25 protein-coding genes are annotated in these 26496 nt (G+C 62.2%); 13 read left to right on the top strand and 12 right to left on the bottom strand.

Translation table 11 applies throughout. The features are described from left to right. Positions 1-226: 226 nt before the first annotated feature. Positions 227-1471, bottom strand: a complete 1245-nt coding sequence (locus HU720_RS11855; RefSeq protein ID WP_186520118.1) for a putative porin — start codon at positions 1469-1471, stop codon at positions 227-229. A gap of 240 nt (positions 1472-1711) precedes the next feature. On the opposite strand from HU720_RS11855, the gene HU720_RS11850 reads away from it, so the two are divergent. Continuing rightward, a complete protein-coding gene (locus tag HU720_RS11850) occupies positions 1712-2839 on the top strand; it encodes a GNAT family N-acetyltransferase (protein ID WP_186520117.1) in 1128 nt (375 codons plus the stop codon). A gap of 201 nt (positions 2840-3040) precedes the next feature. Here HU720_RS11850 and HU720_RS11845 read toward each other — a convergent pair whose 3' ends face one another. The 5 genes from HU720_RS11845 to HU720_RS11825 form a co-directional block, all read right to left on the bottom strand. Continuing rightward, complete coding sequence (locus HU720_RS11845) at positions 3041-4666, bottom strand: methyl-accepting chemotaxis protein (RefSeq protein ID WP_186520116.1); 1626 nt, start codon at positions 4664-4666, stop codon at positions 3041-3043. Between the two features lie 90 nt (positions 4667-4756). Beyond that, on the bottom strand, positions 4757-6589 hold the full coding sequence (locus tag HU720_RS11840; protein WP_186520115.1) for an ABC transporter ATP-binding protein: 1833 nt from the start codon (positions 6587-6589) through the stop codon (positions 4757-4759). Positions 6590-6652: 63 nt separating this feature from the next. After that, entirely contained in the window at positions 6653-7210 is a 558-nt protein-coding gene (locus tag HU720_RS11835) for a peptidylprolyl isomerase (protein ID WP_186520114.1), read from the bottom strand. Then, positions 7204-8016: an alpha/beta hydrolase gene (locus HU720_RS11830; RefSeq protein ID WP_186520113.1), complete on the bottom strand. Its 813-nt coding sequence runs from the start codon at positions 8014-8016 to the stop codon at positions 7204-7206. The genes HU720_RS11835 and HU720_RS11830 overlap by 7 nt, the downstream gene beginning before the upstream one ends. Positions 8017-8029: 13 nt before the next feature. Then, positions 8030-8953 (bottom strand): LysR family transcriptional regulator, encoded by a 924-nt coding sequence (locus HU720_RS11825; RefSeq protein WP_186520112.1) that lies wholly within the window; start codon positions 8951-8953, stop codon positions 8030-8032. Between the two features lie 49 nt (positions 8954-9002). Here HU720_RS11825 and HU720_RS11820 point away from each other — a divergent pair, with 49 nt between their 5' ends. The 3 genes from HU720_RS11820 to HU720_RS11810 all read left to right on the top strand — a co-directional run bounded on the left by HU720_RS11820 (position 9003) and on the right by HU720_RS11810 (position 11241). Beyond that, positions 9003-9317: a 3-phosphoglycerate kinase gene (locus HU720_RS11820; RefSeq protein WP_186520111.1), complete on the top strand. Its 315-nt coding sequence runs from the start codon at positions 9003-9005 to the stop codon at positions 9315-9317. Between the two features lie 109 nt (positions 9318-9426). Further along, on the top strand, positions 9427-10026 hold the full coding sequence (locus HU720_RS11815) for an FMN-dependent NADH-azoreductase (protein WP_186520110.1): 600 nt from the start codon (positions 9427-9429) through the stop codon (positions 10024-10026). Positions 10027-10368: 342 nt separating this feature from the next. Beyond that, a complete protein-coding gene (locus HU720_RS11810; RefSeq protein WP_186520109.1) occupies positions 10369-11241 on the top strand; it encodes a carboxylate/amino acid/amine transporter in 873 nt (290 codons plus the stop codon). 198 nt (positions 11242-11439) lie between these two features. Here the strand turns inward: HU720_RS11810 and HU720_RS11805 are convergent, their stop codons facing one another. Continuing rightward, on the bottom strand, positions 11440-12714 hold the full coding sequence (locus HU720_RS11805) for a mechanosensitive ion channel family protein (protein ID WP_186520108.1): 1275 nt from the start codon (positions 12712-12714) through the stop codon (positions 11440-11442). Between the two features lie 105 nt (positions 12715-12819). On the opposite strand from HU720_RS11805, the gene HU720_RS11800 reads away from it, so the two are divergent. After that, positions 12820-14181 carry a DEAD/DEAH box helicase gene (locus HU720_RS11800; RefSeq protein WP_186520107.1) on the top strand — a complete coding sequence of 454 codons (1362 nt, stop codon included), beginning with the start codon at positions 12820-12822 and terminating at the stop codon, positions 14179-14181. Positions 14182-14274: 93 nt separating this feature from the next. Here HU720_RS11800 and HU720_RS11795 read toward each other — a convergent pair whose 3' ends face one another. Next, positions 14275-14544 carry a hypothetical protein gene (locus tag HU720_RS11795; protein WP_186520106.1) on the bottom strand — a complete coding sequence of 90 codons (270 nt, stop codon included), beginning with the start codon at positions 14542-14544 and terminating at the stop codon, positions 14275-14277. Between the two features lie 61 nt (positions 14545-14605). Beyond that, a complete protein-coding gene (locus HU720_RS11790) occupies positions 14606-14794 on the bottom strand; it encodes a hypothetical protein (RefSeq protein ID WP_186520105.1) in 189 nt (62 codons plus the stop codon). A 210-nt stretch (positions 14795-15004) separates the two neighbouring features. On the opposite strand from HU720_RS11790, the gene HU720_RS11785 reads away from it, so the two are divergent. Then, the gene (locus HU720_RS11785; protein WP_186520104.1) at positions 15005-15409 is read left to right on the top strand and encodes a transcriptional regulator; all 405 of its coding nucleotides are present in this window, start codon (positions 15005-15007) and stop codon (positions 15407-15409) included. A 98-nt stretch (positions 15410-15507) separates the two neighbouring features. Next, positions 15508-16434 carry a DMT family transporter gene (locus tag HU720_RS11780; protein ID WP_186520103.1) on the top strand — a complete coding sequence of 309 codons (927 nt, stop codon included), beginning with the start codon at positions 15508-15510 and terminating at the stop codon, positions 16432-16434. Here HU720_RS11780 and HU720_RS11775 read toward each other — a convergent pair. Continuing rightward, on the bottom strand, positions 16407-17573 hold the full coding sequence (locus HU720_RS11775) for a YbfB/YjiJ family MFS transporter (protein ID WP_186520102.1): 1167 nt from the start codon (positions 17571-17573) through the stop codon (positions 16407-16409). The genes HU720_RS11780 and HU720_RS11775 overlap by 28 nt on opposite strands. A 106-nt stretch (positions 17574-17679) precedes the next feature. Here HU720_RS11775 and HU720_RS11770 point away from each other — a divergent pair, with 106 nt between their 5' ends. Both HU720_RS11770 and HU720_RS24510 read left to right on the top strand, forming a co-directional pair. After that, positions 17680-18573, top strand: a complete 894-nt coding sequence (locus tag HU720_RS11770; RefSeq protein WP_186520101.1) for a LysR substrate-binding domain-containing protein — start codon at positions 17680-17682, stop codon at positions 18571-18573. Between the two features lie 124 nt (positions 18574-18697). Next, complete coding sequence (locus HU720_RS24510) at positions 18698-18826, top strand: PA1414 family protein (RefSeq protein ID WP_264081754.1); 129 nt, start codon at positions 18698-18700, stop codon at positions 18824-18826. A gap of 248 nt (positions 18827-19074) precedes the next feature. Here HU720_RS24510 and HU720_RS11765 read toward each other — a convergent pair whose 3' ends face one another. Further along, complete coding sequence (locus HU720_RS11765; protein ID WP_186520100.1) at positions 19075-20454, bottom strand: sodium:solute symporter; 1380 nt, start codon at positions 20452-20454, stop codon at positions 19075-19077. Between the two features lie 162 nt (positions 20455-20616). Further along, positions 20617-21567 carry an agmatinase gene (gene speB, locus HU720_RS11760; protein ID WP_186520099.1) on the bottom strand — a complete coding sequence of 317 codons (951 nt, stop codon included), beginning with the start codon at positions 21565-21567 and terminating at the stop codon, positions 20617-20619. 226 nt (positions 21568-21793) lie between these two features. On the opposite strand from speB, the gene HU720_RS11755 reads away from it, so the two are divergent. From HU720_RS11755 to HU720_RS11740, 4 genes are all read left to right on the top strand, one after another. Continuing rightward, on the top strand, positions 21794-22687 hold the full coding sequence (locus tag HU720_RS11755) for a LysR family transcriptional regulator (RefSeq protein ID WP_186520098.1): 894 nt from the start codon (positions 21794-21796) through the stop codon (positions 22685-22687). A gap of 129 nt (positions 22688-22816) precedes the next feature. After that, on the top strand, positions 22817-24382 hold the full coding sequence (locus HU720_RS11750) for a PAS domain-containing methyl-accepting chemotaxis protein (protein ID WP_186520097.1): 1566 nt from the start codon (positions 22817-22819) through the stop codon (positions 24380-24382). 256 nt (positions 24383-24638) lie between these two features. Then, positions 24639-25244 carry a DTW domain-containing protein gene (locus tag HU720_RS11745; protein WP_186520096.1) on the top strand — a complete coding sequence of 202 codons (606 nt, stop codon included), beginning with the start codon at positions 24639-24641 and terminating at the stop codon, positions 25242-25244. 352 nt (positions 25245-25596) lie between these two features. Continuing rightward, the gene (locus tag HU720_RS11740) at positions 25597-26496 is read left to right on the top strand and encodes a glycosyltransferase (protein WP_186520095.1); all 900 of its coding nucleotides are present in this window, start codon (positions 25597-25599) and stop codon (positions 26494-26496) included.

The raw sequence follows: 26496 nt of genomic DNA, 5'->3' as shown, positions 1-26496 counted from the left end.
TCGCTGGGGCTGCTTCGCAGCCCTTTCGCGACACAAGGCCGCTCCTACACAATCAAAAGCGACTTGCCCGAAACCATAGAATCTCCCACGCTGCCCAGTTCTCTGCGCGACAGCGCAGCCCGGAACGGCTGGGTGATCCCCCACGCTGCTTCAGGCAAAAAAAGGCGGAAAACGCTGGATGGGGTCAGCATTTTCCGCCTGAGCGTAAAGCAGAGGGTATTGCCGCTTAGAACTTCGCTTCCAGGTCCAGCTGCATGGTGTCGACGCTGGCATCGCTGTTAGGCAGGTTGGAATAGTCGGTCTTGGCCATCAGGTAGGCCGCGCCCAACGAGAAGTTCTTGTCGATCTCGTAACCCACCTTGAACTTGTGCCCGCGCGAACCGGTGAAGCCGTTGCCGAAGTCCGAGTCGGTAAACAGGCTCACCACTGCGTTGCGCTGCACGTCGCGGTAGTTGTAGTCCAGGCTCCAGGCGCCGAGCTTGGTCTTCAAACCGGCCAGCCAGGCCTTGTCCTTGCCGTCGGTGCTTTCGGTGTTCTTGACCATCTGGCCATAGGCCGACAGCGGGATGGCGAAGCCGGTGAAGTCGACCTGGCCGAAGCCTTCAACCAGGTTGAACTCGTTGGTGGTGTTGCCCAGCGAGCGCAGCAGGGTCGATTCCTTGTCGTTGTCGTAGCCATACAGACTGCCGCCCACGGTGACCTTGACGGTATCGGCAGCGTTGAACTTGGCACCCAACTGGCCGTGGTACAGCTGTGCGTCATGCTTGTACTGCACGCCGTCGCCGTCGACGTTGTCCTGCAGGGTGTACTGGCCGGCGCTGGCGAATACTTCGGCCGGGCCCAGGTTGGTCTTGTAGGTAACCGCCACGCCCTCGGGGTTGATGTCGCTGTCCCAGATGATGTCGCCCATGCTCACCCAGGGCTGCGCGATCTTGCCGCCGATGATGTGCAGGTTCGGCACCGCAGTCGGGTGCCAGTCGAGGTAGGCCATGTCGACCCACAGCGCCTTTTTGTCGAAGTAGTTGTCCAGGCTCTGGTTGGTCGAGCGACGGTCGGCGCCGCTGCCGGTGGCAATACGAATACCTGCATCGACCTGCGGGTTGACCTCGCTGTAGAAGCCAACGCGGGCACGCACACGCTGGCGGTCCTGGTTGTTGCTGCGGGCAATCGGGTCGTCAACGTTGACGTCTTCGTAACGCAGGCGCACATCACCCTTGATCTGGGTCTTGGCGGCCCATGCCACTTTCTGTTCGAAGGAGCTCATGCGGTCGGCCTGAGCTTTTTGCGCTACCTTTTCCTTGGTTTCTGCAGCCAGGTCACCTTGCAGTTCGGTGTACTGCGCCTGGTTGATCGAACCATTGGCGCGGAGCATTTCGAGCAGTTTGGCGTCGACCGCGGCACTGGCCGGAGTACTTAGAGCCAGCATCATGCCGGTGAGGCTCACTCCGGTAAGTGTAGAAACAAGACGCATAAGGTTCTCCCTGTTGGAAAGGTTGCGGGCGGCTAAAACGCGCACCTGCGAGTTGGCATATCTTCGGAAAGGGCCTGAATAGACAGGTTCTGTGGCTTTCGAAAACAGGCGCAAGTATTGCGGGGAGGGATTACAGAATAATGTCTAAACAGTGGCACTGGTGTTAATCGAACACGTCGTCATTTGAGTGTCGGGGGCACTTTGGCAATACTGGCGCTCTTCTTTCAGTGAGTCGGAACCGTGATCAGCCTTCACAGCCTTGCCCACCTGCGTGACCTGCCGGCGACCACCTGGGATGCACTGGTGCCCGACGGCCAGCCGTTTCTGCGCCATGCCTTTCTCAGCGCCATGGAGGACAGCGCAAGCGTCACCCCCAATACCGGCTGGGCTGCCGAGCACCTGGTGCTTGAAGCTGACGGTGTGGTGCGCGCGCTGCTGCCGGCCTATCGCAAATGGCATTCGTTCGGGGAGTACGTGTTCGATCACGGCTGGGCCGACGCCTGTGAGCGGGCGGGTATCGCTTACTACCCCAAGCTGCTCGGCGCGGTGCCGTTCAGCCCGGTGAGCGGGCCGCGCCTGCTGTGCCGGCAACCGGCCGATGGCGTGTTGCTGTTGCAGGCTCTGCCCGAGTACCTGGCCAAGGGCGGGCTGTCGGGGGCGCACATCAACTTTACCGACCCGGCGCTGGACACCGCCCTGGCCGGGCAGCCCGGCTGGATGGAGCGGCTGGGCTGCCAGTTTCACTGGCGCAACCGCGGCTACCGGGATTTTCAGGACTTTCTCGACACCTTGAGCTCACGCAAGCGCAAGCAGATGCGCAAGGAGCGCGAGCAGGTGGCGGGGCAGGGCATCGCCTTCGCCTGGTATCGCGGCGACGAACTGAGCCAGGCGCAATGGGACTTCGTCTACCGCTGCTACACCAACACCTACGCGGTACGCCGCCGCGCGCCGTACCTGACCCGCGAGTTCTTCAGCCTGATCGCCGAGCGTATGCCCGAGGCGCTGCGGGTGGTGATTGCCAGCCAGCACGGGCGCGAGGTGGCCATGGCCTTGAGCCTGGTGGGCGGCGGCAGCCTGTATGGCCGTTACTGGGGCTGCCTGGACGAGTTCGACCGGCTGCACTTCGAGACCTGCTTCTATCAGGGCATGGACTTCGCCATCGCCGAGGGCTTGCAGCGTTTCGATGCCGGGGCACAGGGTGAGCACAAGCTGATTCGCGGCTTTGAGCCGGTGATTACGCGGTCGTGGCATTACCTGCTGCACCCGGGGTTGCGCCGGGCAGTGGATGAGTTTTTGCAGCAGGAGCGGGTGGGGGTGTTGGCGTATGCCGAAGAGGCCAGCGCGGCGTTGCCCTATCGCAAGGATTGAAAAACGCGGGGGGCGGGCTGGGCCGCTACATCGATGCCGTTTTACGCCCGTAGGAGCGGCCTTGTGTCGCGAATGGGCTGCGCAGTAGCCCCAGAATCTCGGCCTCAGGCAAAATCGTCGGGGCCGCTACGCGGCCCTTTCGCGACACAAGGCCGCTCCTACACAGGGCCACGTTGCCCCGGTCTCAAGCCCCCGCGGGCATTACAGGGTAAAGCGCTTCACCAACCCATTGAGCCCATTGGCCAGGCGCGACAGCTCCTGGCTCGACGCATTGGTCTGCTGCGCGCCGGTCGCGCTTTGCACCGACAAATCCCTGATATTGGTCAGGTTACGATCCACCTCACGCGCCACCTGTGCCTGTTCTTCTGCGGCACTGGCGATCACCAGGTTGCGCTCGTACATCTCGCCAATGCCCGAGGTGATCTCCTGTAACGCATGCCCAGCGCTCTGCGCCAACTCTTGGGTATCGCGCGCACGCGCGCTGCTGCTTTGCATGGCCGTCAGCGCCTGGCTTGAGCCATTGCGCATCAAACTCACCATCTGCTCGATTTCCTGGGTGGAATTCTGCGTACGATGCGCCAGCGCCCGCACTTCATCGGCGACCACGGCAAACCCGCGCCCCGACTCGCCTGCGCGGGCGGCCTCGATGGCTGCGTTGAGCGCCAGCAGGTTGGTCTGCTCGGCAATGGCGCGGATCACATCCAGTACCTTGCCGACTTCCTGCGACTGCTCGGCGAGGGTTGCCACCAGCGCAGCCGACGCCGTCACTTCTTCGGTCAGGTCGCTGATCGCCTCGATGGTCTGCGATACCCGCGCCTGGCCCTGTTGCGCCGACTGGGTCGAAACCCGCGAGGCCTCGGAGGTGGACACCGCATTGCGCGCCACTTCCTCGACCGCTGCGCTCATCTGGTTGACGGCGGTGGCGGCCTGCTCGATTTCATCGTGCTGGCGGGTGATGCCACGCCCGGATTCTTCGGTCACTGCATGCAGCTCTTCGGAGGCCGCCGCCAGTTGCGTGGAAGACCCCGAAATTTCGCCCAAGGTGGTGCGCAAGCGCTCACGCATCTGCGCCAACGAATGCTGCAATTGGCTGACTTCATCGTTGCCGCTGGCAACGATCGGGTTGCTCAAGTCACCTTCGGCAACTTGCCTTGCGGCCAACACCGCCTCGCGCAATGGCTGGACAATGCTGCGGGTCAGCAGCCAGGCCAGGGCGATGGTGAACAATGCGGCCAGCGCGATCACGCCAATGACGATGGTGCGCGACTGCTCGAAGCGCTCGGCGGCCTGGCTGCCCTCGCGCTCGATGCTTTTGCCATACAACTCGCCCAGCTCGGCCAACTGCGCGCCGGTGCCATCGACCACAGGCTTCATGTCCACCAGCACCAGTTTGTGCAGGGCCGCGGTGTCGCCGCGACGGGCCAGGGCAAAGGAGTCGGCCATGCCTTTCTGGTACACCGCAAAATCGCGCTGGAACTGTTGGTAGATGCGGGTTTCTTCAGGGGTGTCGACGAATGCCTCGTAGTCCTTGATGTTCTGCAGCAGGACCTTGTTGCGCGCATCGTATTGGCCGACATAGGTGTCGACGTTGGCAGGGTTCGGGTCGAGCGCGACGCGCAGCGAGATGGTGCGTACCCGCAGCATGTTCTCGCGGATGGTGTCGACGGTGCGAATGCTCGGCACCCAGTTGGTTTCCATGGCCGTGGCCGAGTCGCGGATCTCGTCCATCTTGGCCAGGGAAAACATGCCCAGCAGGGCCACCATCAATGCAATGCAGGCAAAACCCGATGTAGCCCGGGGCGCGATATTCCATTGGCGTAACAGCATGACCACCTCGCCGGCCCCACCAGGAGCCTTATAGTTGTTGTACGACAACCTGTATCGGCTTGGTGGGGCTTTGCTTGAGGAGCGCAGCGGTCAATCGACGCCGACGAAGCCGCCAGTCTGGTGCTGCCACAACCGCGCATACAGCCCGCCTTGTGCCAGCAGTTCGCTGTGGCTGCCGATTTCGACGATGCGGCCCTTGTCCAGCACCACCAGGCGGTCCATGCGCGCGATGGTCGAAAGGCGGTGGGCGATGGCAATCACGGTCTTGCCCTGCATGAGGGTTTCGAGGCTTTCCTGGATGGCCGCCTCGACTTCGGAGTCCAGCGCCGAGGTGGCCTCGTCCATGATCAGGATCGGTGCGTTCTTCAACAGCACCCGGGCAATGGCGATGCGCTGGCGTTGGCCACCGGACAGCTTCACCCCGCGCTCACCGACATGGGCATCGAAGCCGCTGCGGCCCTGGGCGTCTGACAGTTCGCCGATAAAATCATCGGCCCGTGCCCGGCGTACCGCTTCCCACACCTGGGCCTCGGTGGCGTCAGGGCGCCCGTACAGCAGGTTGTCCCGGATCGAGCGGTGCAGCAGCGAGGTGTCCTGGGTAATCATGCCGATCTGTGCCCGCAGGCTGGCTTGGTTGACCCCGGCAATGTCCTGCCCATCGATCAGAATGCGCCCGGCCTGCACGTCGTACAGGCGCAGCAGCAGGTTGACCAGGGTCGATTTGCCGGCCCCCGACGGGCCGATCAGGCCGATTTTCTCGCCGGGGCGGATATCCAGGTCCAACCGGTCGATCACCTGGCTGCCTTTGCCGTAGTGAAAGCCCACTTGCTCGAAGCGCACCGCGCCACGGCTGACGGTGAGCGGCGGGGCGTCTGGCTGGTCGCTGACGGTGACCGGCTGGGCGATGGTCTGCAGGCCGTCCTGGACCATGCCGATGTTCTCGAAAATACCGTTGACCACCCACATGATCCAGCCCGACATGTTGACGATGCGGATCACCAGGCCGGTGGCCAAGGCAATGGCGCCTACGCTGATCAGCGACTGGCTCCACAGCCACAGGGCAAGGCCGGTGGTGGTGACCACCAGCAGGCCGTTGAGGCTGGTGATGACCACATCCATGCTGGTGACCACGCGCGAGGCGTGCTGGGTTTTTTCGGTCTGTTCACGGATCGCTTCGCGGGCGTACTGCTGTTCGTAATCGGTATGGGCGAACAGCTTGAGCGTGGCGATGTTGGTGTAGCCATCTACGATGCGCCCCATCAGCTTGGAACGGGCATCGGACGAAATCACCGAGCGCTCCTTCACCTTGGGCACGAAGTAACACAGCGAGGCGATGTAGCAGACAATCCACACCAACAGCGGCAGCATCAGCCGCCAATCGGCCTCGGCGAACAGCACCAGTGAGCTGATGGCGTAGATCAGCACATGCCACAGGGCATCGACTGCCTGCACCGCCGAATCACGCAGCGAGTTGCCGGTTTGCATGATGCGCTGGGCAATACGCCCGGCGAAGTCACTCTGGAAGAAATTCAGGCTCTGTTTGAGCACGTAGCTATGGTTTTGCCAGCGGATCATGCTGGTCATGCCGGGGCTGATGGTCTGGTGCACCAGCAGGTCGTGCAGGGCAAAGAACAGCGGGCGCAGCAACAGCACCACCACCAGCATCCAGATCAGCTCGCCGCTGTGCTCGCTGAAAAAGTTGGCATTCGGCGTGCCTTGGGCCAGGTCGATGATGCGGCTCAGGTAGCTGAACATCGCCACCTCGATCAACGAGGCGAACAGCCCGACCACCAGCAGGGCGAGAAAACTCGGCCACACCTGGCGCAGGTAATAGAGGTAGAAGGGCCAGACTTTGCCGGGAGGCGCCTCGCTGGGCGCCTCGCGGAAGATGTCGATCAACTGCTCGAAACGACGGTACAGCATGGGTAAACACACTCCTGTTGCAGCCGACCCGCAGGCGGATTCACATCCCTGTGCAGCCTGCGGTCAATCGATGCGTTTGGCGGACTTGATGTAGACCGGATCTGCCGGCACATCGCGCATGCCTTTTTTCACGGTGGTGGGCGAATTGACGATCTGGTCAACCACTTCCATGCCTTTGGTGACCTTGCCGAACACGGCATAGCCACGGTCGCGGCCGGGGTTGAGGAAATCGTTGTCGGCCACGTTGATGAAGAACTGGCTGGTGGCCGAGTTCGGGTCGGAGGTACGCGCCATCGACAGGGTGCCGCGGGTGTTCTGCAGCCCGTTGCTGGCCTCGTTTCTGATTGGGTCCTGGGTGCTCTTCTGCACCATCTGGTCGGTAAAGCCGCCGCCCTGGACCATGAAGCCTGGGATCACGCGGTGGAAGATGGTGTTGTTGTAGAAGCCGCTATCCACGTACTGCAGGAAATTCTTGGTGCTGACCGGCGCTTTTTCAGCGTTCAGCTCGATTTCAACCTGGCCGAAGCTGGTGTCCAGCAGTACGTGCGGGGTCTTGTCGGAGGCCATCACAGAGGTGGCGAAGGCGACCGAGCAGGCGGTGAGCAGCAGTTTTTTCAGCATGGGCGCAAAGATCCTTGAGAGGTTGAAGCGGCTGCCAGAAACTGCAGCACGGTGAGGTTGAAGACCTCGGGTTGGTCCAGGGGCGTAGCGTGCCGCGAATCCTCGATGACCGCCAGCTTTGCGTTGGGCATCAGGGCCACGTAAAGCTCCTTGATTTGTACCGGGGTGTAATCCCGGTCGGCGCTGATCACAAGCGTCGGACAGTTGATCTGCCCGATGCGTTCCTGCACGCCCCAGTCGACGATGGCATCGAAGCTTTTCAGGTAGGCGCGTTTGTCGTTGCGTGCCCAGCGTTCGGCCATCGTGCGCCTTAGCTCGGCTTGCTCGGGCTTGGGGAACAGCCGCGCCGCCAGGCCCTTGCCGACGGCCTCGACACTGAGCAGGCGCGCCAGGCTCCAGCGTTTGAACCACCACACCCAGTCGCTGCGGCTGCGCCGCTTGACCTCAGGGGCGCTGTTGACGATGCACAGGCTGCGCAACCAGGCCGGGTGGTCGACAGCGAACTGGAACCCGACCATGCCGCCCATCGACAGCCCGACAAAATGCACGGGGCCGGTGCCCAGGTGTTCGAGCAGGGCCAACAGGTCCTCGCTGAAGGCCTTGATCTGGTAGCCATGGCGCGGTTTCGATGACTGCCCGTGGCCGCGGATATCCATGAGGATGACCCGGTAATCGCGGCTGAATACCTCCAACTGCAGTTCCCAATCCTGGCTGCTCGATCCCAGCCCGTGCAGCAGCACCAAGGGCTCGCCCTGGCCGAGTTGTTGGTAGTGCAGCAGGCATCCGTCGTGTTCGAAACAGGCCATCGGCGCGGTCCTATCAGGCTTGCGGGGGGGCTGCGAAGGGCACGTCCAGCGGGGCAGTGTCGAAGTTGCGCAACAGCTCGATGAGAATCTGCGTGGCCGGGCCCAGGGTCTTTTCCTTGCTCGAATAAAGGTAGAACAGTGGGTGACGGCTGCCACCCTGATCCAGCGGCAGCGGCTTGAGCACGCCTTCGCGCAGCTCGCGCTCGATCATGTGCCGGGGCAGCCAGGCAAAGCCCAGGCCGCTGCTGACAAAGGTGGCCGCGGTGCCCAGGCTGCCGACCGTCCAGCGCTGTTCGGCGCCAAGCCAACCGACATCGCGCGGTTGCGCGCGGCCCGAGTCGCGGATCACCACTTGAAGCTGGCTTTCGAGGTCCTGGAAGGTGATTTCACGGCCGCTGCGGTGCAGGCTGTGCTCCGGGTGGGCGACGGCGACGAATTCCACCGGGCTGAGCTCGGTGCCCAGATAGCCGCCAATGTTGAAACTGCTGATGGCAAGGTCGGCAATGCCTTCGTGGAGCACTTCCTCGACCCCGGACAGCACTTCTTCACGCAGGCGCACCCGGCAGCCGCGGCTTTGCGGCATGAATGCGCTCAACGCGCGCACCAGGCGGGCGCTAGGGTAGGCGGCATCGACCACCAGGCGTACTTCGGCCTCCCAGCCCTGTTCCATGTGGTGGGCCAGGTCTTCAAGCTGGCTGGCTTGCTTGACCAGTTGCCGCGAGCGGCGCAGCAGCACGCTGCCGGCCTCGGTCAGCACCGCCTTGCGCCCGTCGATGCGCAGCAGCGGCACCCCCAGTTGCTCCTGCATGCGTGCCACCGTGTAGCTCACCGACGACTGCGAGCGGTGCAGCACTTCGGCGGCCTGGGCGAACCCGCCATGGTCGACCACTGCCTGCAGGGTTCGCCATTGATCAAGGGTTACGCGCGGCGCTTTCATGGAGGGCTCCTGTTGTCCTAAGCTGCGCTCACCTCAAGGAGAGCGCCCTATGAAGAAAATTTGTCTGGCCTTGTTGCTGTGCATGCCCGCCATGGCCATGGCGTACCCGATCGATGTGGAAAAACAGCTGAGCGGCGTGAAGCTGGACTACGCCACCTACGCCACGGCCTACGACATCGGCGCCATTACCTTGAACAATTACGGTAGCCAGGCGGCAGCGTGCCGGGTGATGTTCCGCAACGGCCCGGAAGCGCCCAGGGTGCGCCGGGTAAACGTACCGGCCGGCAAAAGCGTAGACGTGACCGCCAAGTTCAACCGGCAGATTATCAAGCTGCGTATCAGCCTGGACTGCAACGCCGATTAAACAGATTAGTCGATAGATTGAACCCACTTTTTACGCTTTTTTATCGATAGGTCAACATTTAATCTCACCTCCATCGAATCGCAACCCTTTACCGCCGATGGAGGCATCCATGTCCCGCGTACTGATTATCGAAAGCAGCGCCCGCCAGCAAGATTCCGTTTCCCGTCAGCTGACCCGCGACTTCATCGAACAGTGGCAGGCAGCCCACCCGGCCGACAGCATCAGCGTGCGCGACCTGGCCGTGTCCCCAGTGCCGCACCTGGACGCCAACTTGCTCGGTGGCTGGATGAAGCCTGAAGAGCAGCGCAGCGCCGCCGAGCTTGAAGCGCTGGCCCGTTCCAACCAGCTTACCGATGAGTTGCTGGCTGCCGATGTGCTGGTGATGGCCGCGCCGATGTACAACTTCACCATCCCCAGCACGCTCAAGGCTTGGCTCGACCACGTGTTGCGTGCCGGCATCACCTTCAAGTACACCCCCACCGGCCCGCAAGGCCTGTTGACCGGCAAGCGCGCCATCGTGCTGACCGCACGCGGCGGCATCCACGCCGGTGCCAGCAGTGACCATCAGGAACCCTACCTGCGCCAAGTCATGGCCTTTATCGGTATCCACGATGTCGACTTCATCCACGCCGAAGGCCTGAACATGAGCGGAGAGTTCCACGAGAAAGGCCTGAACCAGGCCAAGGCTCGACTGGCTGCGGTTGCCTGAGGCATAGCGAATCCCTCCTGACACCTTTTGCTCCTTGGGTGTACCTGCCCGGCCTTGATGGCCGGGTTTTTTTTGCCCAGAGACATTGGTGGGAGGTCTCAAGGTTTGTGCAAGCCAGCGCAGGCCTCATCGCAGGCTGTCGCCAGCTCCCACAAGTATTGAGCCAATCATCATTTACGCAGTTGACACGGTCTCTGTGGGAGCTGGCGATAGCCTGCGATGGGGCCAGCACTGGCTTGCATCAGGGCAAGCCCGCGCCTACGGCCTGGCCTTACAGTCTCCATGGTTGAACTCCTCGAACCCAGCGGCTAAGGTCGCCGCCTTGATTCACGAGAGGCAACCATGGGCTACCTGATTATCGTCGCGCTGATCCAGGCGTTCTCCTTCAACCTGATCGGCGAATACCTGGCCGGCCATGTCGACAGCTACTTTGCAGTGCTGGCGCGGGTAGTGCTGGCGGGCCTGATATTCCTGCCACTTACCCGCTGGCGCCAGGTCGAGCCGCGTTTCATGCGCTCGATGCTGCTGATCGGTGCCCTGCAGTACGGCATCACCTATGTCTGCCTGTACCTGAGCTTCCGCGTGCTGACCGTGCCTGAGGTGCTGCTGTTCACCATCCTCACGCCGCTGCACGTGACCTTGATCGAAGATGCCCTCAACCGCCGTTTCAACCCGTGGGCCTTGCTGGCTGCGCTGGTTGCAGTATCAGGCGCGGCGGTGATCCGCTTCGACAGCGTCACCGGTGAGTTCTTCGCAGGTTTCCTGCTGTTGCAACTGGCCAACTTCACCTACGCCGCCGGGCAGGTGATGTATCGCCACCTGGTAGCCCGCCACCCCAGCGACCTGCCGCACTACAAGCGCTTTGGCTACTTCTATGTAGGCGCCTTGTTGGTGGTTTTGCCCGCCTTCTTGCTGTTCGGCAACGCCGGGCGCCTGCCGAGCACCGACACCCAGTGGCTGGTGCTGCTGTTCCTCGGCCTGTGCCCGACAGCGCTGGGGTTGTACTGGTGGAACAAAGGCGCATGCCTGGTCAGTGGCGCCACCTTGGCGGTGATGAACAACCTGCATGTGCCGGTGGGCCTGCTGCTGAACCTGCTGATCTGGAACCAGGACGAGCCGCTGGGGCGGCTGGCGGTGGGTGGCGGGATTATTCTGTTGTCGGTGTGGATGAGCCGGTTGGGCGGGCAGGGTAGGGTGGCGCAGGCGTCACGTTGATGGGTTGGCGGTGAGGGCCTCATCGCGGGGCAAGCCCGCTCCCACGCTGCCCAGTTCTCTGCCCGACAGCGCAGCCCAGAAGGGTTGGGTAATCTCGCACAATTCATTGGGTTTTGGACTGCCTCAGGAAATTGGATGAGTGTCCAACGTCTTGGCGGCAGTCCATTGTGTGGGAGCGGGCTTGCCCCGCGATGCGTTTCAGGCCGTTTCCGAGCGCTCAACCTTGCCCGCCAACCCCGCGCGCATATCGTTGCCACTTGGCTGCTGATACAAGCTCAACCCAAACTCCGGCAGCACCGCCAGCAGGTAATCGAAGATATCCCCTTGGATCGCCTCGTACTCGGCCCATACCGTAGTGCGGGCAAAGCAGTAGATCTCCAGCGGCACGCCTTCGGCGGTGGTCTGCATCTGGCGCACCATGCAGGTCATGCCCTGTTTCACATCCGGGTGGTTTTTCAGGTAGGCCAGGGCAAAGGCGCGGAAGGTGCCGAGGTTGGTCAGCCGCCGGCGGTTGGCCGAAAGCCCGGTGTTTTCACCTTTTGCCTCGTTCCACTGGTGCAGCTCCTGGCGTTTGCTGGCCAGGTAGTCGCTGAGCAGGCGCACCTGGCTCAGGCGCTGGTCCTCTTCCGGGGTGAGGAAGCGTACATCGGCGGCATCGATGAACAGGCTGCGCTTGATCCGTCGCCCGCCTGACTGCTGCATACCGCGGTAGTTGCGAAATGACTCGCTCATCAGGCGCCAGGTGGGGATCGAGACGATGGTCTTGTCAAAGTTCTGCACTTTGACCGTGTGAAGGGTGATATCCACCACATCACCATCGGCGCCGGCCTGGGGCATTTCGATCCAGTCGCCGACGTGCAGCATGTCGTTGCTGGTCAGCTGCACGCTGGCCACGAACGACAGCAGCGTGTCCTTGTACACCAACAGCAGCACCGCCGACATGGCACCCAGGCCCGACAGCAGCAACAGCGGCGAGCGGTCTATCAAGGTGGCGACGATGACGATGGCGGCGAAGATCCACAGCATCATCTTGGCCAACTGCATGTAGCCCTTGATCGAGCGGGTACGGGCATGTTCGGTGCGCGCATAAATGCTGAGCAGGCCGTCGAGCAGGCACGACAAGGCGCGGGTCATGAACAGCAGCGTGACTGCCAGGGCGACGTTGCCGAGAAAATGCTGGGCTGTGTTCGACAGCTCCGGCACCAGTTTCAGCCCCGACTGCACCACTAGCGAGGGGGTGGTTTGCGCCAGGCGGTGGAACACCTTGTTGTGGCGCAGGTCGTCCAGCCAGCGCAGCGCCGGCTGGCGGCCGAGCAGGCGGGTGGCGTGCAGCACCAGAAAGCGCGTCAGCCTGCCGATCAGCAGGGCAACGCACAGCAGCACCAGGGTGCCGAGCGTAGCGTGCAGCATTGGGTGTTGGTCGAGGGTGCCCCAGAGGTCGAAGGCGTCGCGCCAGAATCGTTGCAGGTCCATAGGTATCTAAAGCGGTCTGTGTGGCGGTTCGAAGCGGCATTAGAGCGCGGATCGGCGCAAAGTTGCCAAAAGAAATTCGGTTCTGGCGGCGGAAAACGTTACCCTATGCAACTTGAATTTTTGCACTTGCCCGAGGTTACTCCCGTGTTTTCCCAATTCGCCCTGCACGAACGCCTGCTCAAAGCCGTGGAAGAGCTGAAATTTGTCGAGCCGACTCCGGTGCAGGCAGCGGCCATTCCCCTGGCTCTGCAAGGGCGTGACCTGCGGGTGACGGCGCAAACCGGCAGCGGCAAGACCGCCGCTTTCGTGCTGCCGATGCTCAACCGCTTGGTTGGCCTGAGCGGGCCACGGGTTGAAATCCGTGCGCTGATCCTGCTGCCGACCCGTGAGCTGGCGCAACAAACCCTCAAGCAGGTGCAGTTGTTCTCGCAGTTCACCTACGTCAAGTCTGGCCTGGTCACCGGTGGTGAAGACTTCAAGGAACAGGCCGCCATGCTGCGCAAGGTGCCTGACGTGCTGATCGGCACCCCGGGCCGCCTGCTTGAACAACTGAATGCCGGCAACCTCGACCTGTCCCACGTGCAGGTGCTGGTGCTCGATGAAGCCGACCGCATGCTCGACATGGGCTTCGCCGAAGACATGGAGCGCCTGTGCAAGGAGTGCGAGAACCGCGAGCAAACCCTGCTGTTCTCGGCCACCACCGGTGGCGCCGCGCTGCGTGACATCATCGGCAAGGTGCTGAAAGAGCCTGAGCACCTGATGCTCAACAGCGTCTCGCAGTTGGCCGAAGGCACCCGTCAGCAGGTCATCACCGCTGACCACGACCAGCACAAGGAACAGATCATCCAGTGGCTGTTGGCCAACGAAACGTTTAAAAAGGCCATCATCTTCACCAACTACCGCATCATGGCCGACCGCATTTACGGCCACCTGGTCGCCAAGGACATCAAGGCTTTCGTCCTGCACGGCGACAAGGACCAGAAAGACCGCAAGCTGGCCATCGACCGCTTCAAGGAAGGTGGCTCCAAGGTGCTGGTGGCAACCGATGTCGCCGCCCGCGGCCTGGATATCGACGGCCTGGACCTGGTGATCAACTTCGACATGCCGCGCAGCGGTGACGAGTACGTGCACCGCATTGGCCGTACTGGCCGTGCCGGTGGCGAAGGCTTGGCCATCTCGCTGATCACCCACAATGACTGGAACCTGATGTCCAGCATCGAGCGCTACCTCAAGCAGCAGTTCGAGCGCCGCGTCATCAAGGAAGTCAAAGGCACCTACAGCGGGCCGAAAAAGGTCAAGGCTTCGGGCAAGGCGGTGGGCGCCAAGAAGAAGAAGGTCGACAAGAAGACCGGCGACAAGAAAACCGCCGCCAAGCGCAAGCCAACTGCCAAGCCACGGCCAAACGCGCCGCTGGCGAGCTCCGACGGCCTGGCCCCGCTGAAAAAGCGCAAGCCAGCGGCTGAGTAAGCTTCGCTAAAAGCCCGCTACCGCAACGGTAGCGGGCGTTTCAGTACTGATCTTGGCTCGGTACTGACTCAGTGGCCGTAAAGCCTGATGGCATCAGGTTTTCTTCTCGGCCTCTTTCAATTCGCTGATCCGTTTGTCGATCAACTGGCATTTGTCGGGCAGGTCCTTGCTTGCCGTTCCCAAGTCCATACCCTGCAGCTCTTCGTTGATTTCCTTTGCCTTCTGCGCGTTCTGCTCTGTCAGCTGACTGACCAAACTGGCCAGTTCTTCACGCTTTTGCGTGGCTTGCTCCGGGGTGCAGGCCCAGGCGGGCAGGGCGCAACACAGGGCGGTTGCACAGGCGATACGCAGTAATGGTTTCATCCTTTTTACCTCCGGCGTGGGTTATGCGCGGTGGAGGTGGTTGCTGGGGCAGAAGTTCAGTTCAGGTGATGGGGGACAGTTGGCGGCCGGTAGGACATTTATTCAGACACTTTGCCCTCGCCACTGCTTCTTCAGCCTTGAGGATATACGCCGCATCGCCGGTTTCCAGAGCATCGATCAGGAACTGCGCGCTGGCCTCCATGTTAGTCAGGTAGTCAGCAGCATCGAACTCAAAAAATGTTTCAGTCATTTAGCTTCCGATATTCGGTTGGTAGCCTGAATGTAAGGGGAAAATCAGGCAATGCAACGGTGCAAATGATTTCTCTCTGTTGCTGCTGAAATACGCTGTAAAGCGTTCCCTGAATGCCGTGCATCCAAGGAGGGCAATCTCCTTGAACGCTCAAGCTCACGCACATGTCCCACGCTTGTAACCCCTTCCGTCCACAGCAGGAGGCCGTCTATGAGCACCTACGATTGGGACCTGATCGAGCGTTTGCTGCATGAAGTGCAAAATGGCGCCGGTCAAAGCTTCACCCCGCGCCCGTACGCCGAGCAGCACGCCGCTGCGCTGGCGGCCAAAGGTGAAGCGCCAGGCGATCTGGATCATCTGAAAACCCGCGCGTGCGAGTACGAAAAACTGTTGTTCCAGCGCGGCTTCATCGACAGCCGCCCTGAAGAGGAAGGCGGCAACGGCGAGAATTTCGTGCTCACCGAGCGTGGCTCGCGGTTGCTCAGCCTGATCGACAGCAGCATCCCTGGCTTCGAACACCCGCGCCAAGTGCTCGATGAACAGGCGGATGCGTTGGACGAGGGGACGTTCGAGCAGGTTTCGGCCAAGGCGCAAATTGCTGGCGGGGCTATCTAAGGCTGGCATTGGCAAGGCCGGCGCCGTGATAATCGCGGCTGCACCCCCGTCAACTGCCGAGCCTTGCCAATGACCCAGCACCGACCAGAGGCGCGCCCATGAGCGCGGCCCGCAAGAACCCCGATGCCTTTGCCCTGCAAGTGATGCTGGGGCTGTGCCTGATCTGGGGCTGCCAGCAGGTGCTGATCAAGTCGGCGGCGGTGGATATTGCACCCGTCATGCAGGCCGCATTTCGTAATGGTATTGCCGCTGTACTGGTGGGGCTGCTGGTGTGCTGGCGGGGCGGCTGGGAGCAGGTTGGCAGTACCTGGCGCGCGGGCTTGCTGGCCGGCGGGTTGTTCGGCCTGGAGTTCCTGTTCATTGCCGAAGGGCTGAAGCTGACGTCGGCGGCGCATATGTCAGTGTTCCTTTATACCGCGCCGATTTTCACCGCGCTGGGGCTGCATTTCATGATGCCCAGCGAGCGGCTGCGCGTGCTGCAGTGGCTGGGCATCCTGCTGGCCTTTGGCGGTATTGCCCTGGCCTTTGCTGGCGGGGTTTCGCTGGATCAGCTTGATGGCCGCATGCTGCTGGGCGATGCCCTGGCGATTCTGGCAGGGCTGGCATGGGGCGCGACCACTGTGGTGGTGCGCGGCTCGCGGTTGTCCGAGGCGCCAGCGACCTTGACCCTGTTCTATCAGCTGGCAGTGGGTTTTGCCGGGCTGCTGCTGATCGCGCTGTTAAGCGGGCAGATCGGCGACGTTACCCTGACGCCGCTGGCCGTGGGCAGCGTGTTGTTCCAGGGCATCGTCGTTTCGTTCATCAGTTACCTGACCTGGTTCTGGCTGCTGCGCAAATACCTGGCGTCCAACCTTGCGGTGTTCTCGTTCATCACTCCGCTGTTCGGGGTGACGTTCGGTGTGGTGCTGCTGGGCGAGCCGTTGAGCCTGAACTTTGTGCTGGGCGCGGTGCTGGTGTTAGCCGGGGTGATCATGGTCAGTGCCGAGGCTTGGGTGCGTCAGCAACTGCGCAAGGTGCTTGGGTAACCCGCTCGCACCCCACCGCTCAGCACCAGTACACCGGCCAGCCCCAGCCCGGCAGCGGCCAGCAGCAGGGCCGGTTGCAGCCCGCCGCTGAAGTGGCTGCTGAGTGCGGCCAGCAGCGGGCCGCTCAACTGGCCCAGGGCAAAGCACGCCGTCAACAGCCCGGCATTGCGCTGGGTTGCATGTGGCGCCAGTTCCCGCGAGCGCTGCATCACCAGTTGCATGCAGGCCAGGAAAGGCCCGCCGCACAACAGCACGCCCAGCGCCAAACCGATGCCGCCGCCGAGCAGGCACGCCAGTACGCCCAGGCCTTGCAACCATAGGGTCGCGCTCAGCCAGGCCGAGGTCCGCCCCGGGCCACGCAGGCTGACCAATACCACGCCCAGCGCCGAAGCCAGGCCAAACGCCGGCCAGAACAGGTCGGCGAGCCACTGCCCGTGAAAGTGCTGGCTGGCCATCTGCGACAGGAATGTCGCCGGCAGGATGTAACCCACCCCGTAGAGCGCGTACACCACGCCCAGCCGGCCAATGCCTTGGTTGCCCGGCGCAGGGCTGCAGCGCACGTTTGCGACGGGCGCGGGCTCGGTCGCCTTGGGCAGCCAAGGCAACACTGCAAGCAACATCACCAGAGCCGCCACCGCGTAGATCAGCCACAGCGCCGCTGACCCAAGCCCCAGCAAGTGCGCGGCCAGTGCCAGGATACCGGTCAGTGCAATGCCGACGCCGGGCCCTGCGAACACCAACGCACCGAGGCGTTGGCGGCCATGGGCTGCAGCCAATTGCTGGCTGAGGCTGGCGAGCATCACCAGTACCCAGGCGCTGGCAACGCCGGTGCCCAAGCGCAGCAGCAGATGGCCCCAGAACCCGTCCGCCGCAGCTGATGCCAGGGTCAGTAGCACGCACAGCCACAACCCGGCGTACAGGCGCAGGCGCACCTGAGCGGGCTTGCGGGCGAACATGCCATCTACGGCGCCGATGAAGTAACCGAGGTAATTGGCAGCGGCGATCAGCCCGCCTGCGGTCAAGTCGAGCTGGCCCTCGGCGATCAGCCGGGGCAGTTGCGGGGTCAGGGCGAAACGGCCGATGCCCATGGCCATCATCAGCGCCACGGCGCTGGCCAGCAGTTGTACAAGGGGCGACATGGTGGCTCTCCTGCCGAAAGGGATGCGATGGATGGCAGGTTAGGAGGCTTTTACTTTCAATAAAATTGAATAATGATGATAAAGTTGTTCTGTTTTGGAGAATGCTGTGGAATTCAGCCAGCTACGTATCTTTCAGGCGGTGGCAGAGGAGGGGTCGATTACCCGCGCCGCCGAGCGGCTGCACCGGGTGCCGTCGAACTTGAGCACGCGCCTGCGCCAACTAGAGGAGCAGTTGGGTGTCGAGTTGTTCGTGCGCGAACGTCAGCGCCTGCAGTTGTCGCCGGCCGGCAAGGTGCTGCTGGACTACGCCAATCGTCTGGGTAACCTGCGCGATGAAGCCATGGCGGCAGTCCAGGGCGGCCAGCCGGCGGGCGATTTTGTGCTCGGCACCATGTACAGCACCGCTGCCATTCATCTGCCTGCGCTGCTAGCGCGCTATCACCAGGCATATCCGGCAGTGAACCTGCAAGTGCAAGCCGGGCCGAGTGGCGAGTTACTTGAAGGGCTGCTCAACCATAAGCTCGATGCCGCTTTGGTCGATGGCCCGCTCACGCTGGCAGGGCTGGACGGTGTGCCGCTGTGCGACGAAACGCTGGTGTTGATCACCTGCCTTGAGCACCCGGCCGTGCGCAGTGCCCGGGATGTCGCCGGCAAGGCGGTGTTCACCTTCCGCCAGGGCTGCTCGTACCGCATGCGTCTGGAGGCCTGGTACGCCCACGCCCATACGCCGATGGTAAGGGTCATGGAAATCGAGTCGTACCAGAGTATGTTGGCCTGTGTGATCGCCGGGGCCGGGGTGGCGATGATGGCGCAGTCGATGCTCGACAGCCTGCCGGGGCGTGATCAAGTGCGCGCCCATCGCCTGCAAGCGCCGTTCGATCACGCCGTGACTTGGTTGATGTGGCGCCAAGGCATGTGTGGGGCCAATCTGCAGGCCTGGGTCGATTTGCAACAAAGCGAAACGATTCACCAGCCGTCGGATGCTGTGGCCCGCGCTTGATTCGGGTCACAATCGCACCTATCTGTAGTACCAGATGCAGGCGTAATGTAGGACATCAGGCTATGATCTGTATGACGCATCGCTGGATTGATTACCCGTGAGGCTGACCCGTCAAGGGGGCACTATGAACGACAGACTGTACAACTGGCTCCACGACCTCGCCGTCGCCCTGGGCTTGCTCCCGCCACCGTTGCAACCGGTGCCGATCCCAAGCGACGAAGAACAACGCAAACGCCAGCCAAGGCGGCGCTGATTCACTGAGTGAAAAGGCCGCTGCATCGTGATGGATGCGGCGGCCTTTTGCGTTTTTGCTGGCGTGTTTTTGCAGGCTTTCTCGGTCAATGTAGGAGCGGCCTTGTGTCGCGAAACGGCTGCGTAGCAGCCCCAATACTTGACCTCATGCAAAATCACCGGGGCTGCTGTGCAGCCCTTTCGCGACACAAGGCCGCTCCTACACAGTCCGCGTTGGTTTTGATTTTTGCGATGAGGCGATCACAGGCCTCAAGCCAGATTCACTGCCACAGCCGGTTTGCGCGATGCAAGGCTGACCAGCACGAAGCTCACCAAGCCAATGGCCAGGCTGTAGTAGATCGGCGAGTTGGCATCCAGGCCATCCTTGAACATGAAGAACAGCGCGGTTACGAAACCCAGCGACATGCTGGCGATGGCCCCTGCGGTGGTGGCGCGTTTCCAGAAAATCGCCCCCATCAGCGGTATCAGCATGCCGCCCACCAACAGGTTGTAGGCCAGGGTCAGGGCGCTGATGACGTCGTTTACTGCCAGCGCAATGCCCAATACCACCAGCCCGGTCAGCAGGGTGAACAGCCGGTTGATGCCCAGGCTCGACTGCTTGCCACCGCGCAGCTTGGGCAGCAGGTCTTCGGTCAGCGTTGTGGAGGCCGCCAACAGGCCGGCGCTGGCCGTCGACATCATGGCCGCCAGTGCCGCCGCCATCAGCAGGCCGCGAATACCGTCCGGCAAGGTGCTCTTGATCATCTCGGCGAAGGCGTTGTTGGGGTTGGCAAGGTCTGGCATCAGCACATGGGCGGCCATGCCGATCAGTGCGCAGGCCAGGCCGTAGATCACGCAGTACACCCCGGCAGTGGTGCCGGCGCGCTGGCACACCTTTTCGTCACGGGCAGTGAATACCCGCTGCCAGATATCCTGGCCGATCAGGATGCCGAAGAAGTAGATCAGGAAGTAGGTGATGATGGTGTCCCAGCCGATGGTGGTCCAGCTGAAGCTTGCCGCTGGCAGTTGCGCCACCAACTGGTCCCAGCCGCCCACCTTGTACAGGCACACTGGCAGCAGGATGAACATCAGGCCAACGGTCTTGATGACGAACTGCACGATATCGGTCAGGGTCAGCGACCACATGCCGCCGATGGTCGAGTACACCACCACCACGCCACCCCCGAACAACAGCGCCATCCAGAACGGTACGTCCAGCAGCACCTGCAGCACGGTGCCCATGGCCAGCGTCGAGGTCACGCCAATCATCAATGCGTAAGCCAGCATGATCGCTGCACTGGCCTGGCGAGCCATGGGGTTGTAGCGCCGTTCCAGCACCTGGGTAACGGTGAAGATCTTCAGGCGCAACAACGGTTTGGCCAGAAACAGGTTCAGGGCAATGATGCCCAGGCCCAGGGCTGCACAAAGCCAGAAGCCTGAGATGCCGTGCACGTAGCCCAGGCGTACCGTGCCCACGGTCGAGGCGCCGCCCAGCACGGTGGTGGCCATGGTGCCCATGTACAAGGTCGGGCCGAGGTTGCGCCCGGCGACCAGATAGTCTTCATGGGTCTTTGCGCGGCGCATGCCGTACCAGCCCAGGGCGAGCATGGCGGCGGCGTAGATCAGTACAACGATGATGTCCAAGGCCATTGGGGGTCTCCCGATTATCTTTATTATGGCGAGATCGGCCACGCGGGCTGCACACGGCGCCCGGCGGTCCTTTGTTGTGTTGGCGGGCCTCTATGGCCCTCCCGGATGGCTCCTGCCGGGGTCCAGCAAGGGGGCGTCGTTGTGTAAGCGTGCGTTCCGGGGTTAACGGTGCGCCACACCCGGCAGCACGCAGAGCATTTCGAACAGCAGGTTGGCGCCCAGCAGCGAGGTGTTGCCGGTGGTGTCGTAAGGCGGGGAGACTTCGACCAGGTCACAACCGATCAGGTCCAGGCCCTGGCAGCCGCGGATGATCTCCATCGCCTGAATAGTGGTCAAGCCGCCGATTTCCGGGGTGCCGGTACCGGGCGCCCAGGCCGGGTCGATGCCGTCGATATCAAACGACAGGTAAACCGGGCCGCCACCGACTTTCTCACGCACCTCGACCATCAAGGGCGCCAGCGACTTGTGCCAGCACTCCTCGGCCTGCACCACGCGAAAGCCCTGGCGGCGGCTCCAGTTGAAGTCATCGGCGGTATAGCCCTGGGCGCGCAGGCCAATCTGCACCACGCGATCGCAATCGAGCAGGCCCTCTTCGACCGCACGGCGGAAGGTGGTGCCGTGGGCGATCTTCTCGCCGAACATGTGGTCGTTGACGTCGGCATGGGCGTCGATGTGCACCAGGCCGATCTTGCCGTGCTTTTTGTGCAGCGCACGCAGGATCGGCAGCGTAATGGTGTGGTCGCCACCCAGGGTCATCGGGATCACGTTGTGCTCGACGATCTCGTCGTAGGCCTCTTCGATGATGCGCACGGCGTCGAGCAGGTTGAAGGTATTGATCGCCACGTCACCGATGTCGGCCACCGACAGCGAGTCGAACGGGGCGGCGCCAGTGGCCATGTTGTAGGGGCGGATCATCACCGATTCGGCGCGGATCTGCCGTGGGCCGAAGCGGGTGCCGGAGCGCAACGAGGTGCCGATGTCCAGTGGCACGCCGATAAACGCAGCGTCCAGGCCTTGGGCGGTTTGCAAGTGGGGCAGGCGCAGCATGGTGGCGATGCCGCCGAAACGCGGCATTTCGTTGCCGCCCAGTGGTTGGTGAAGAATCTTGTCCACGGTGGGCCTCATCAGTCGGTCGATTGTTGTGTTTGTTCGAACCTGTTCCGCCCGCGGCGGGTTGCGCTGTAGCGGCCGGCGGGGCAGGGATATTTCGCCGCAGTCTGCGCAAGGTAGTGCGGCTAAAGAATCGCTACCGACAAAAACTTACTTCAGGGTTTTCTGAACTAAAGGCCCGGACGCAGGTTAGACTCTGGCCTTTTCCAGCCTGCGGAGCCCTCGCGCCATGGCCTCATCGCTGCCCGACCTGAAACTGCTACGCATTTTTGCAAGCGTGGTGCGCCACCAAGGGTTTGCCAACGCCCAGCGCGATCTCAACCTGTCCACCTCGGCCATCAGCACCTACATGAGCCAGCTGGAAAGCACCCTGGGCATCGTGCTGTGTCACCGTGGCCGTGGCGGTTTCAGCCTGACCAGCAAGGGCGAGCTGTTTCACCAGGAAACCCTGCGCTTGCTCGGTGAGCTGGACGGTTTCGAGCAGTACGCAGCGGCGCTCAAGGGCGAGTTGCGCGGCACGCTGAACCTGGGGGTGATCGACTCCACGGTTGGCGACCGCGCCTTGCCGCTGGCCGAGGCTATCGGCGCCTATAGCCAGGAGCACCCGGCGGTGCACCTGCACCTGTCGGTCTCAAGCCCCTACGAACTGCAGTTGGGTGTCCAGGACAACCGCCTGGACCTCGCCATCGGCGCGTTTTCATCACGCATGAGCGGCCTGTTGTACCAGCCGCTGTACCGCGAGCAGCACTGGCTGTATTGCAGCAGCCGCCACCCGCTGTTCGCCGAGCGGCGCATCCCGGAACCGGTGATTACCCAGCAGCGCATGGTCGGGCGAGGCTACTGGAGCCAGGCCGAACTTGCCCGGCACGGCTTCAAGCACAGCGCCGCGACCGTCGAAAGCATGGAGGCGCAGCTGATTCTGATTCTGTCCGGCGCGTACATTGGCTACTTGCCCGAGCACTACGCCCAGGCCTGGGCCGACAAGGGCGACCTGCGCGTGCTGTCGCCCGCGACCTTTGGCTACCAGGCGCCGTTTTCGTTGATCATCCGTCGTGGGCGCAGCCGCGAACCCCTGATCCAGACGTTCCGCGACCTGCTCAAGAGCCAGCTCAACGTCGGCTGAAAGCAGGTCTTTGGTCTAACGCCGCAAATATTCCTGCAAAACTCACCGTCGCAGCCGATAGCGTTCTGCTAGAACTCAAGTTGCCTTATTGATTTTCACCCCACCCGGATACACAAGGGACCGCCAACGATGCGCATGAATTTGCCCGTCACTGAACGCGAAAGAACATTTCCAAACGATCAGCGGCTGATTTCAACCACTGACCTGAACAGCCATATCACTTATTGCAACGACGCGTTCGCGGCTATCAGCGGTTTCACCTACGACGAGCTGGTGGGCCAGCCGCACAATCTGGTGCGTCACCCCGACATGCCGCCGTCGGTGTTCGGCCATATGTGGGACACCATCAAGCAGGGCAAACCGTGGATGGGTGTGGTCAAGAACCGCTCCAAAAACGGTGATTTCTACTGGGTCAGTGCCTATGTCACGGCGGTGTACGAAAACGGCCGCATCAGTGGCTACGAGTCGGTACGCTCGGTGCCTACGCGTGAGCAGATCCGCCGCGCCGAGGCGCTGTACGCGCGTCTGCGCGCCGGGCGCTCGCCAGTGCCGTTGACTGCGCGCCTGGGCCACGCCCTTGCGGGTGGCTGGCCGCTGATCGGTGCCGGTGTGCTGTCGGCTGCAGCCCTGGTCTGGTTGCCGCAATACGCGGCCCTGGGCGTTCTGGCTGCGAGCCTGCTGGCGGCCTGGTACCTGAGCGAGCTGCGTCACGACACGCACATTCGCCGAACCCTCGCAGAACACCCCAAGGCGTTCACCAGCCCACTGGTGGCGCTGACCTACAGTGACAGCCCAGGGCTGCGCGGGCAGCTCGACCTGGCCATCCACAGCGAAGAAGCGCGGCTGCAAACCGCACTGACCCGGTTGGTGGATGCAGGCGTCGGGGTCAAGTCGCGGGCCGCGCAATCGGCTGAACTGTCTGATTCGCAGGCCCAGATGCTCGACCGCCAGCGCAGCGAGACCGACCAGTCGGCCACTGCCATTGCAGAAATGGCGGCGACCATCCAGGAAGTGACGCAAAACGTGCAGAGCACTGCCCATGCCGCAGGCGATGCCGACCAGTTGGCCCAGCAGGGCAGCGATCTGGCCCAGCAGAGCCTGCGGGCGATGGGTAGCATGCGTGAGGCGGTGAGTGACATTGGCCAGGCGGTCAATGCCTTGGCTGAGCAGACCCAGTCGATTGGCAGCGTGGTGGATGTGATCACCTCGATTGCCGAACAGACCAACCTGCTGGCGCTCAACGCCGCCATCGAAGCCGCACGTGCCGGCGAGCAGGGCAGGGGCTTTGCGGTGGTGGCCGACGAAGTCCGCTCGCTGGCCCAGCGCACTCGTTCTTCGACCGATGAGATTCACACCATCATCGCCACCCTGCGCTCAGGTGCCGACCGCGCGGTGGCCAGCGCCAGCCGTGGCCAGCAGATCTCCCAGGACAGCGCGCACAGTGTCGAGGCAGTGCAGTCGGCGTTGGCGGGCATCGTCCAGGCGGTCAGCCGCATCACTGGCATGAGCCAGCAGATGGCCACGGCCTCCGAGCAGCAAAGCCACGTTGCCGAGGACATCAACCAGCAGATCGTGCGCATTGCCCATCTGTGTGATGAGAGTGCAGGCCAGGCCAAGCAAGGCGCCGAAATCAGCCAGGACCTGGAACGCATGGCCGATTACCTGCACAGCCTGGCGGAGCGCTTCAACCGCTAGCGGCGGTATAGATGGACAGTTGTGGCGAGCGGGCTTGTCCCGCGTTGGGCTGCGCAGCAGCCCTGAGGGTTACCCTTGGGTTTTCAGGGGCTGCTGCGCAGCCCAACGCGGGGCAAGCCCGCTCGCCACAAGGAGATATGTCTGACGAGAACAGGCTTGTACAAAACCAAGGAATCTCCACGGCGGCTACCGGGCCAGTAAACTCGGGCCCGGCTCCGCGGCCTGTGGCAAAATCCCTCCGCCAACGGAGGACCCCATGCCCAGACCTCGCTGCGAACGCTGCCAGCGCCCGCTCGCCCACTGCCTTTGCCCGCTGATCCCAGACCTTGCCAGCCGCACCCGAGTGGTCCTGCTGCAGCACCCCAGCGAAACGTCCCACGCTCTGAATACCGCGCGCCTGGCGGCCCTTGGCCTGGCCAACGCACAGTTGCAGGTGGGGGAAGTGTTCGATGACCTGCAGGCATTGCTGGCGACGCCTGGTTACCGGCCGGTGGTGCTGTTCCCCGGTGACGATGCGCAGGTATTGCAGCCCTACAACGCCAGCCCGGACCCGCTACCCCTGCTGCTTATCGTGCCTGACGGCACCTGGCGCAAGGCGCGCAAGCTGTTGTACCTGAACCCGTCGCTGGCGGCACTGCCAAGGGTGACGCTTGGCGAGGTGCCACCGTCGCGTTATCGCTTGCGCAAGGCTCCGCAGCCGGGCGCACTGTCGACTATCGAGGCAGTGGTGCAGGCGCTCAATGTGCTGGAAGCCCCGCACAGCTTCGATGAGTTATTGCGCCCGTTCGAGGCGTTGATTGACGGGCAGATCGAGGCCATGGGCGGGCAGACGTATGCACGCAACCATGGGGGCGGGGTTTGACACCACACTTGTGACCTTCGAGGGTACAAAAGAGAAAATTCCTACGCTCTCATCGGAAGCGTCGCCCTAGCTCCCATTTTTTATCGCTGTACCATGGCGCCCTCTACATGCTAATGGCAGGTAATTAAGTTGCCTGGATCTCCAAGGCTATTTAATTAACGCTTAGCCATACTCATGCAACTTACTCGGGTAAGTTTGCTTGTGCCTGTAGTTCATATTGATTTTTCTGGGTGCTGTCTATCGAGATTGGGGTGCTGCGGTGCATTCTGCGTATTCAGGCGCGCGTTCGTCGGACGTTCTTGTTGGCTGTGAAAGCTCTGTAGCGTTAGAGAATGATCATGTTGCCATTCTAATGTGTACCTACAATGGTGGTGCCTTCCTGCGGGCGCAGCTGGACTCCATCTCTAGTCAATCCCATGGGGATTGGTCGCTTCATGTTTCTGATGACGGTTCAACAGATGGTACGCATGAATTACTTCGGTCCTTTCAACATCTGCAAGGTGCGCACCGGGTTCACCTGTATGCCGGGCCGGGTATTGGCTTTGTAGCGAACTTCTTGTCTTTGACCTGTCGCGAAGGCATTCGCGCGCAATTTTTTGCTTGGTCCGACCAAGATGACGTCTGGCACGAGGACAAATTACAGGTGGCGTTGAAGTGGTTGCGCCGTGTGCCTGCCGAGCGGCCGGCGCTGTATTGCGGCCGTACCCAGATAGTTTGTGAAGCCGGGGTGCACCGCACGTTTTCACCCAGGTTCACCTTTGCGCCCCATTTCAGAAATGCGCTGGTACAGAGTATCGCGGGTGGCAACACCATGGTGTTCAACCTTTCCGCCAGAGCCCTCCTCGTCGAGGCCGGTTGGCACGTTGCAGTGCCGTCCCATGACTGGTGGTGTTATCAGTTGGTCTGTGGCGCAGAGGGTGAGGTTCGCTACGATCCGCGTCCTTGGCTCATGTATCGCCAGCATGCCGGCAACATAATAGGTAGTAACACCGGTTTAAATAATCAGTTGAAACGGTGCCGTATGTTGCTGGAGGGGAAATTGCGCGGGTGGAATACACAAAACATCTGTGCGCTGGAAAAAATGCAACATCGGTTTGATGAAAAGCACCGCCGTTCCCTGGCGCTATTCAAAGCTGCACGTCAACAGCGGTTACCGTGGCGCCTACTCAATCTGTTACGGGCGCGTCTCTATCGGCAGACACTCATGGGCAATATCGGTTTGTTTGCTGCGGCCTTATTAAAGAAGATTTGA

Origin of the sequence: Pseudomonas sp. SWRI51 (assembly GCF_014268825.1) — a bacterium.
In the GTDB taxonomy this organism is placed as follows: Bacteria; Pseudomonadota; Gammaproteobacteria; order Pseudomonadales; family Pseudomonadaceae; genus Aquipseudomonas; species Aquipseudomonas farsensis.
This window is presented reverse-complemented; position numbering and strand designations above follow the sequence as displayed.

Bases quoted from the DNA above. Each gene is read 5' to 3' on its own strand.
- HU720_RS11845 (WP_186520116.1), bottom strand. From the start codon at position 4,666: ATGCTGTTACGCCAATGGAATATCGCGCCCCGGGCTACATCGGGTTTT.
- HU720_RS11775 (WP_186520102.1), bottom strand. From the start codon at position 17,573: ATGTCGCCCCTTGTACAACTGCTGGCCAGCGCCGTGGCGCTGATGATG.
- HU720_RS24510 (WP_264081754.1), top strand. From the start codon at position 18,698: ATGAACGACAGACTGTACAACTGGCTCCACGACCTCGCCGTCGCCCTG.
- HU720_RS11750 (WP_186520097.1), top strand. From the start codon at position 22,817: ATGCGCATGAATTTGCCCGTCACTGAACGCGAAAGAACATTTCCAAAC.
- HU720_RS11755 (WP_186520098.1), top strand. From the start codon at position 21,794: ATGGCCTCATCGCTGCCCGACCTGAAACTGCTACGCATTTTTGCAAGC.
- HU720_RS11805 (WP_186520108.1), bottom strand. From the start codon at position 12,714: ATGGACCTGCAACGATTCTGGCGCGACGCCTTCGACCTCTGGGGCACC.
- HU720_RS11815 (WP_186520110.1), top strand. From the start codon at position 9,427: ATGTCCCGCGTACTGATTATCGAAAGCAGCGCCCGCCAGCAAGATTCC.
- HU720_RS11825 (WP_186520112.1), bottom strand. From the start codon at position 8,953: ATGAAAGCGCCGCGCGTAACCCTTGATCAATGGCGAACCCTGCAGGCA.
- HU720_RS11810 (WP_186520109.1), top strand. From the start codon at position 10,369: ATGGGCTACCTGATTATCGTCGCGCTGATCCAGGCGTTCTCCTTCAAC.
- HU720_RS11795 (WP_186520106.1), bottom strand. From the start codon at position 14,544: ATGAAACCATTACTGCGTATCGCCTGTGCAACCGCCCTGTGTTGCGCC.
- HU720_RS11840 (WP_186520115.1), bottom strand. From the start codon at position 6,589: ATGCTGTACCGTCGTTTCGAGCAGTTGATCGACATCTTCCGCGAGGCG.
- HU720_RS11800 (WP_186520107.1), top strand. From the start codon at position 12,820: ATGCAACTTGAATTTTTGCACTTGCCCGAGGTTACTCCCGTGTTTTCC.
- HU720_RS11780 (WP_186520103.1), top strand. From the start codon at position 15,508: ATGAGCGCGGCCCGCAAGAACCCCGATGCCTTTGCCCTGCAAGTGATG.
- HU720_RS11830 (WP_186520113.1), bottom strand. From the start codon at position 8,016: ATGGCCTGTTTCGAACACGACGGATGCCTGCTGCACTACCAACAACTC.
- HU720_RS11855 (WP_186520118.1), bottom strand. From the start codon at position 1,471: ATGCGTCTTGTTTCTACACTTACCGGAGTGAGCCTCACCGGCATGATG.
- HU720_RS11835 (WP_186520114.1), bottom strand. From the start codon at position 7,210: ATGCTGAAAAAACTGCTGCTCACCGCCTGCTCGGTCGCCTTCGCCACC.
- HU720_RS11785 (WP_186520104.1), top strand. From the start codon at position 15,005: ATGAGCACCTACGATTGGGACCTGATCGAGCGTTTGCTGCATGAAGTG.
- HU720_RS11745 (WP_186520096.1), top strand. From the start codon at position 24,639: ATGCCCAGACCTCGCTGCGAACGCTGCCAGCGCCCGCTCGCCCACTGC.
- HU720_RS11765 (WP_186520100.1), bottom strand. From the start codon at position 20,454: ATGGCCTTGGACATCATCGTTGTACTGATCTACGCCGCCGCCATGCTC.
- HU720_RS11820 (WP_186520111.1), top strand. From the start codon at position 9,003: ATGAAGAAAATTTGTCTGGCCTTGTTGCTGTGCATGCCCGCCATGGCC.
- HU720_RS11790 (WP_186520105.1), bottom strand. From the start codon at position 14,794: ATGACTGAAACATTTTTTGAGTTCGATGCTGCTGACTACCTGACTAAC.
- HU720_RS11740 (WP_186520095.1), top strand. From the start codon at position 25,597: ATGTGTACCTACAATGGTGGTGCCTTCCTGCGGGCGCAGCTGGACTCC.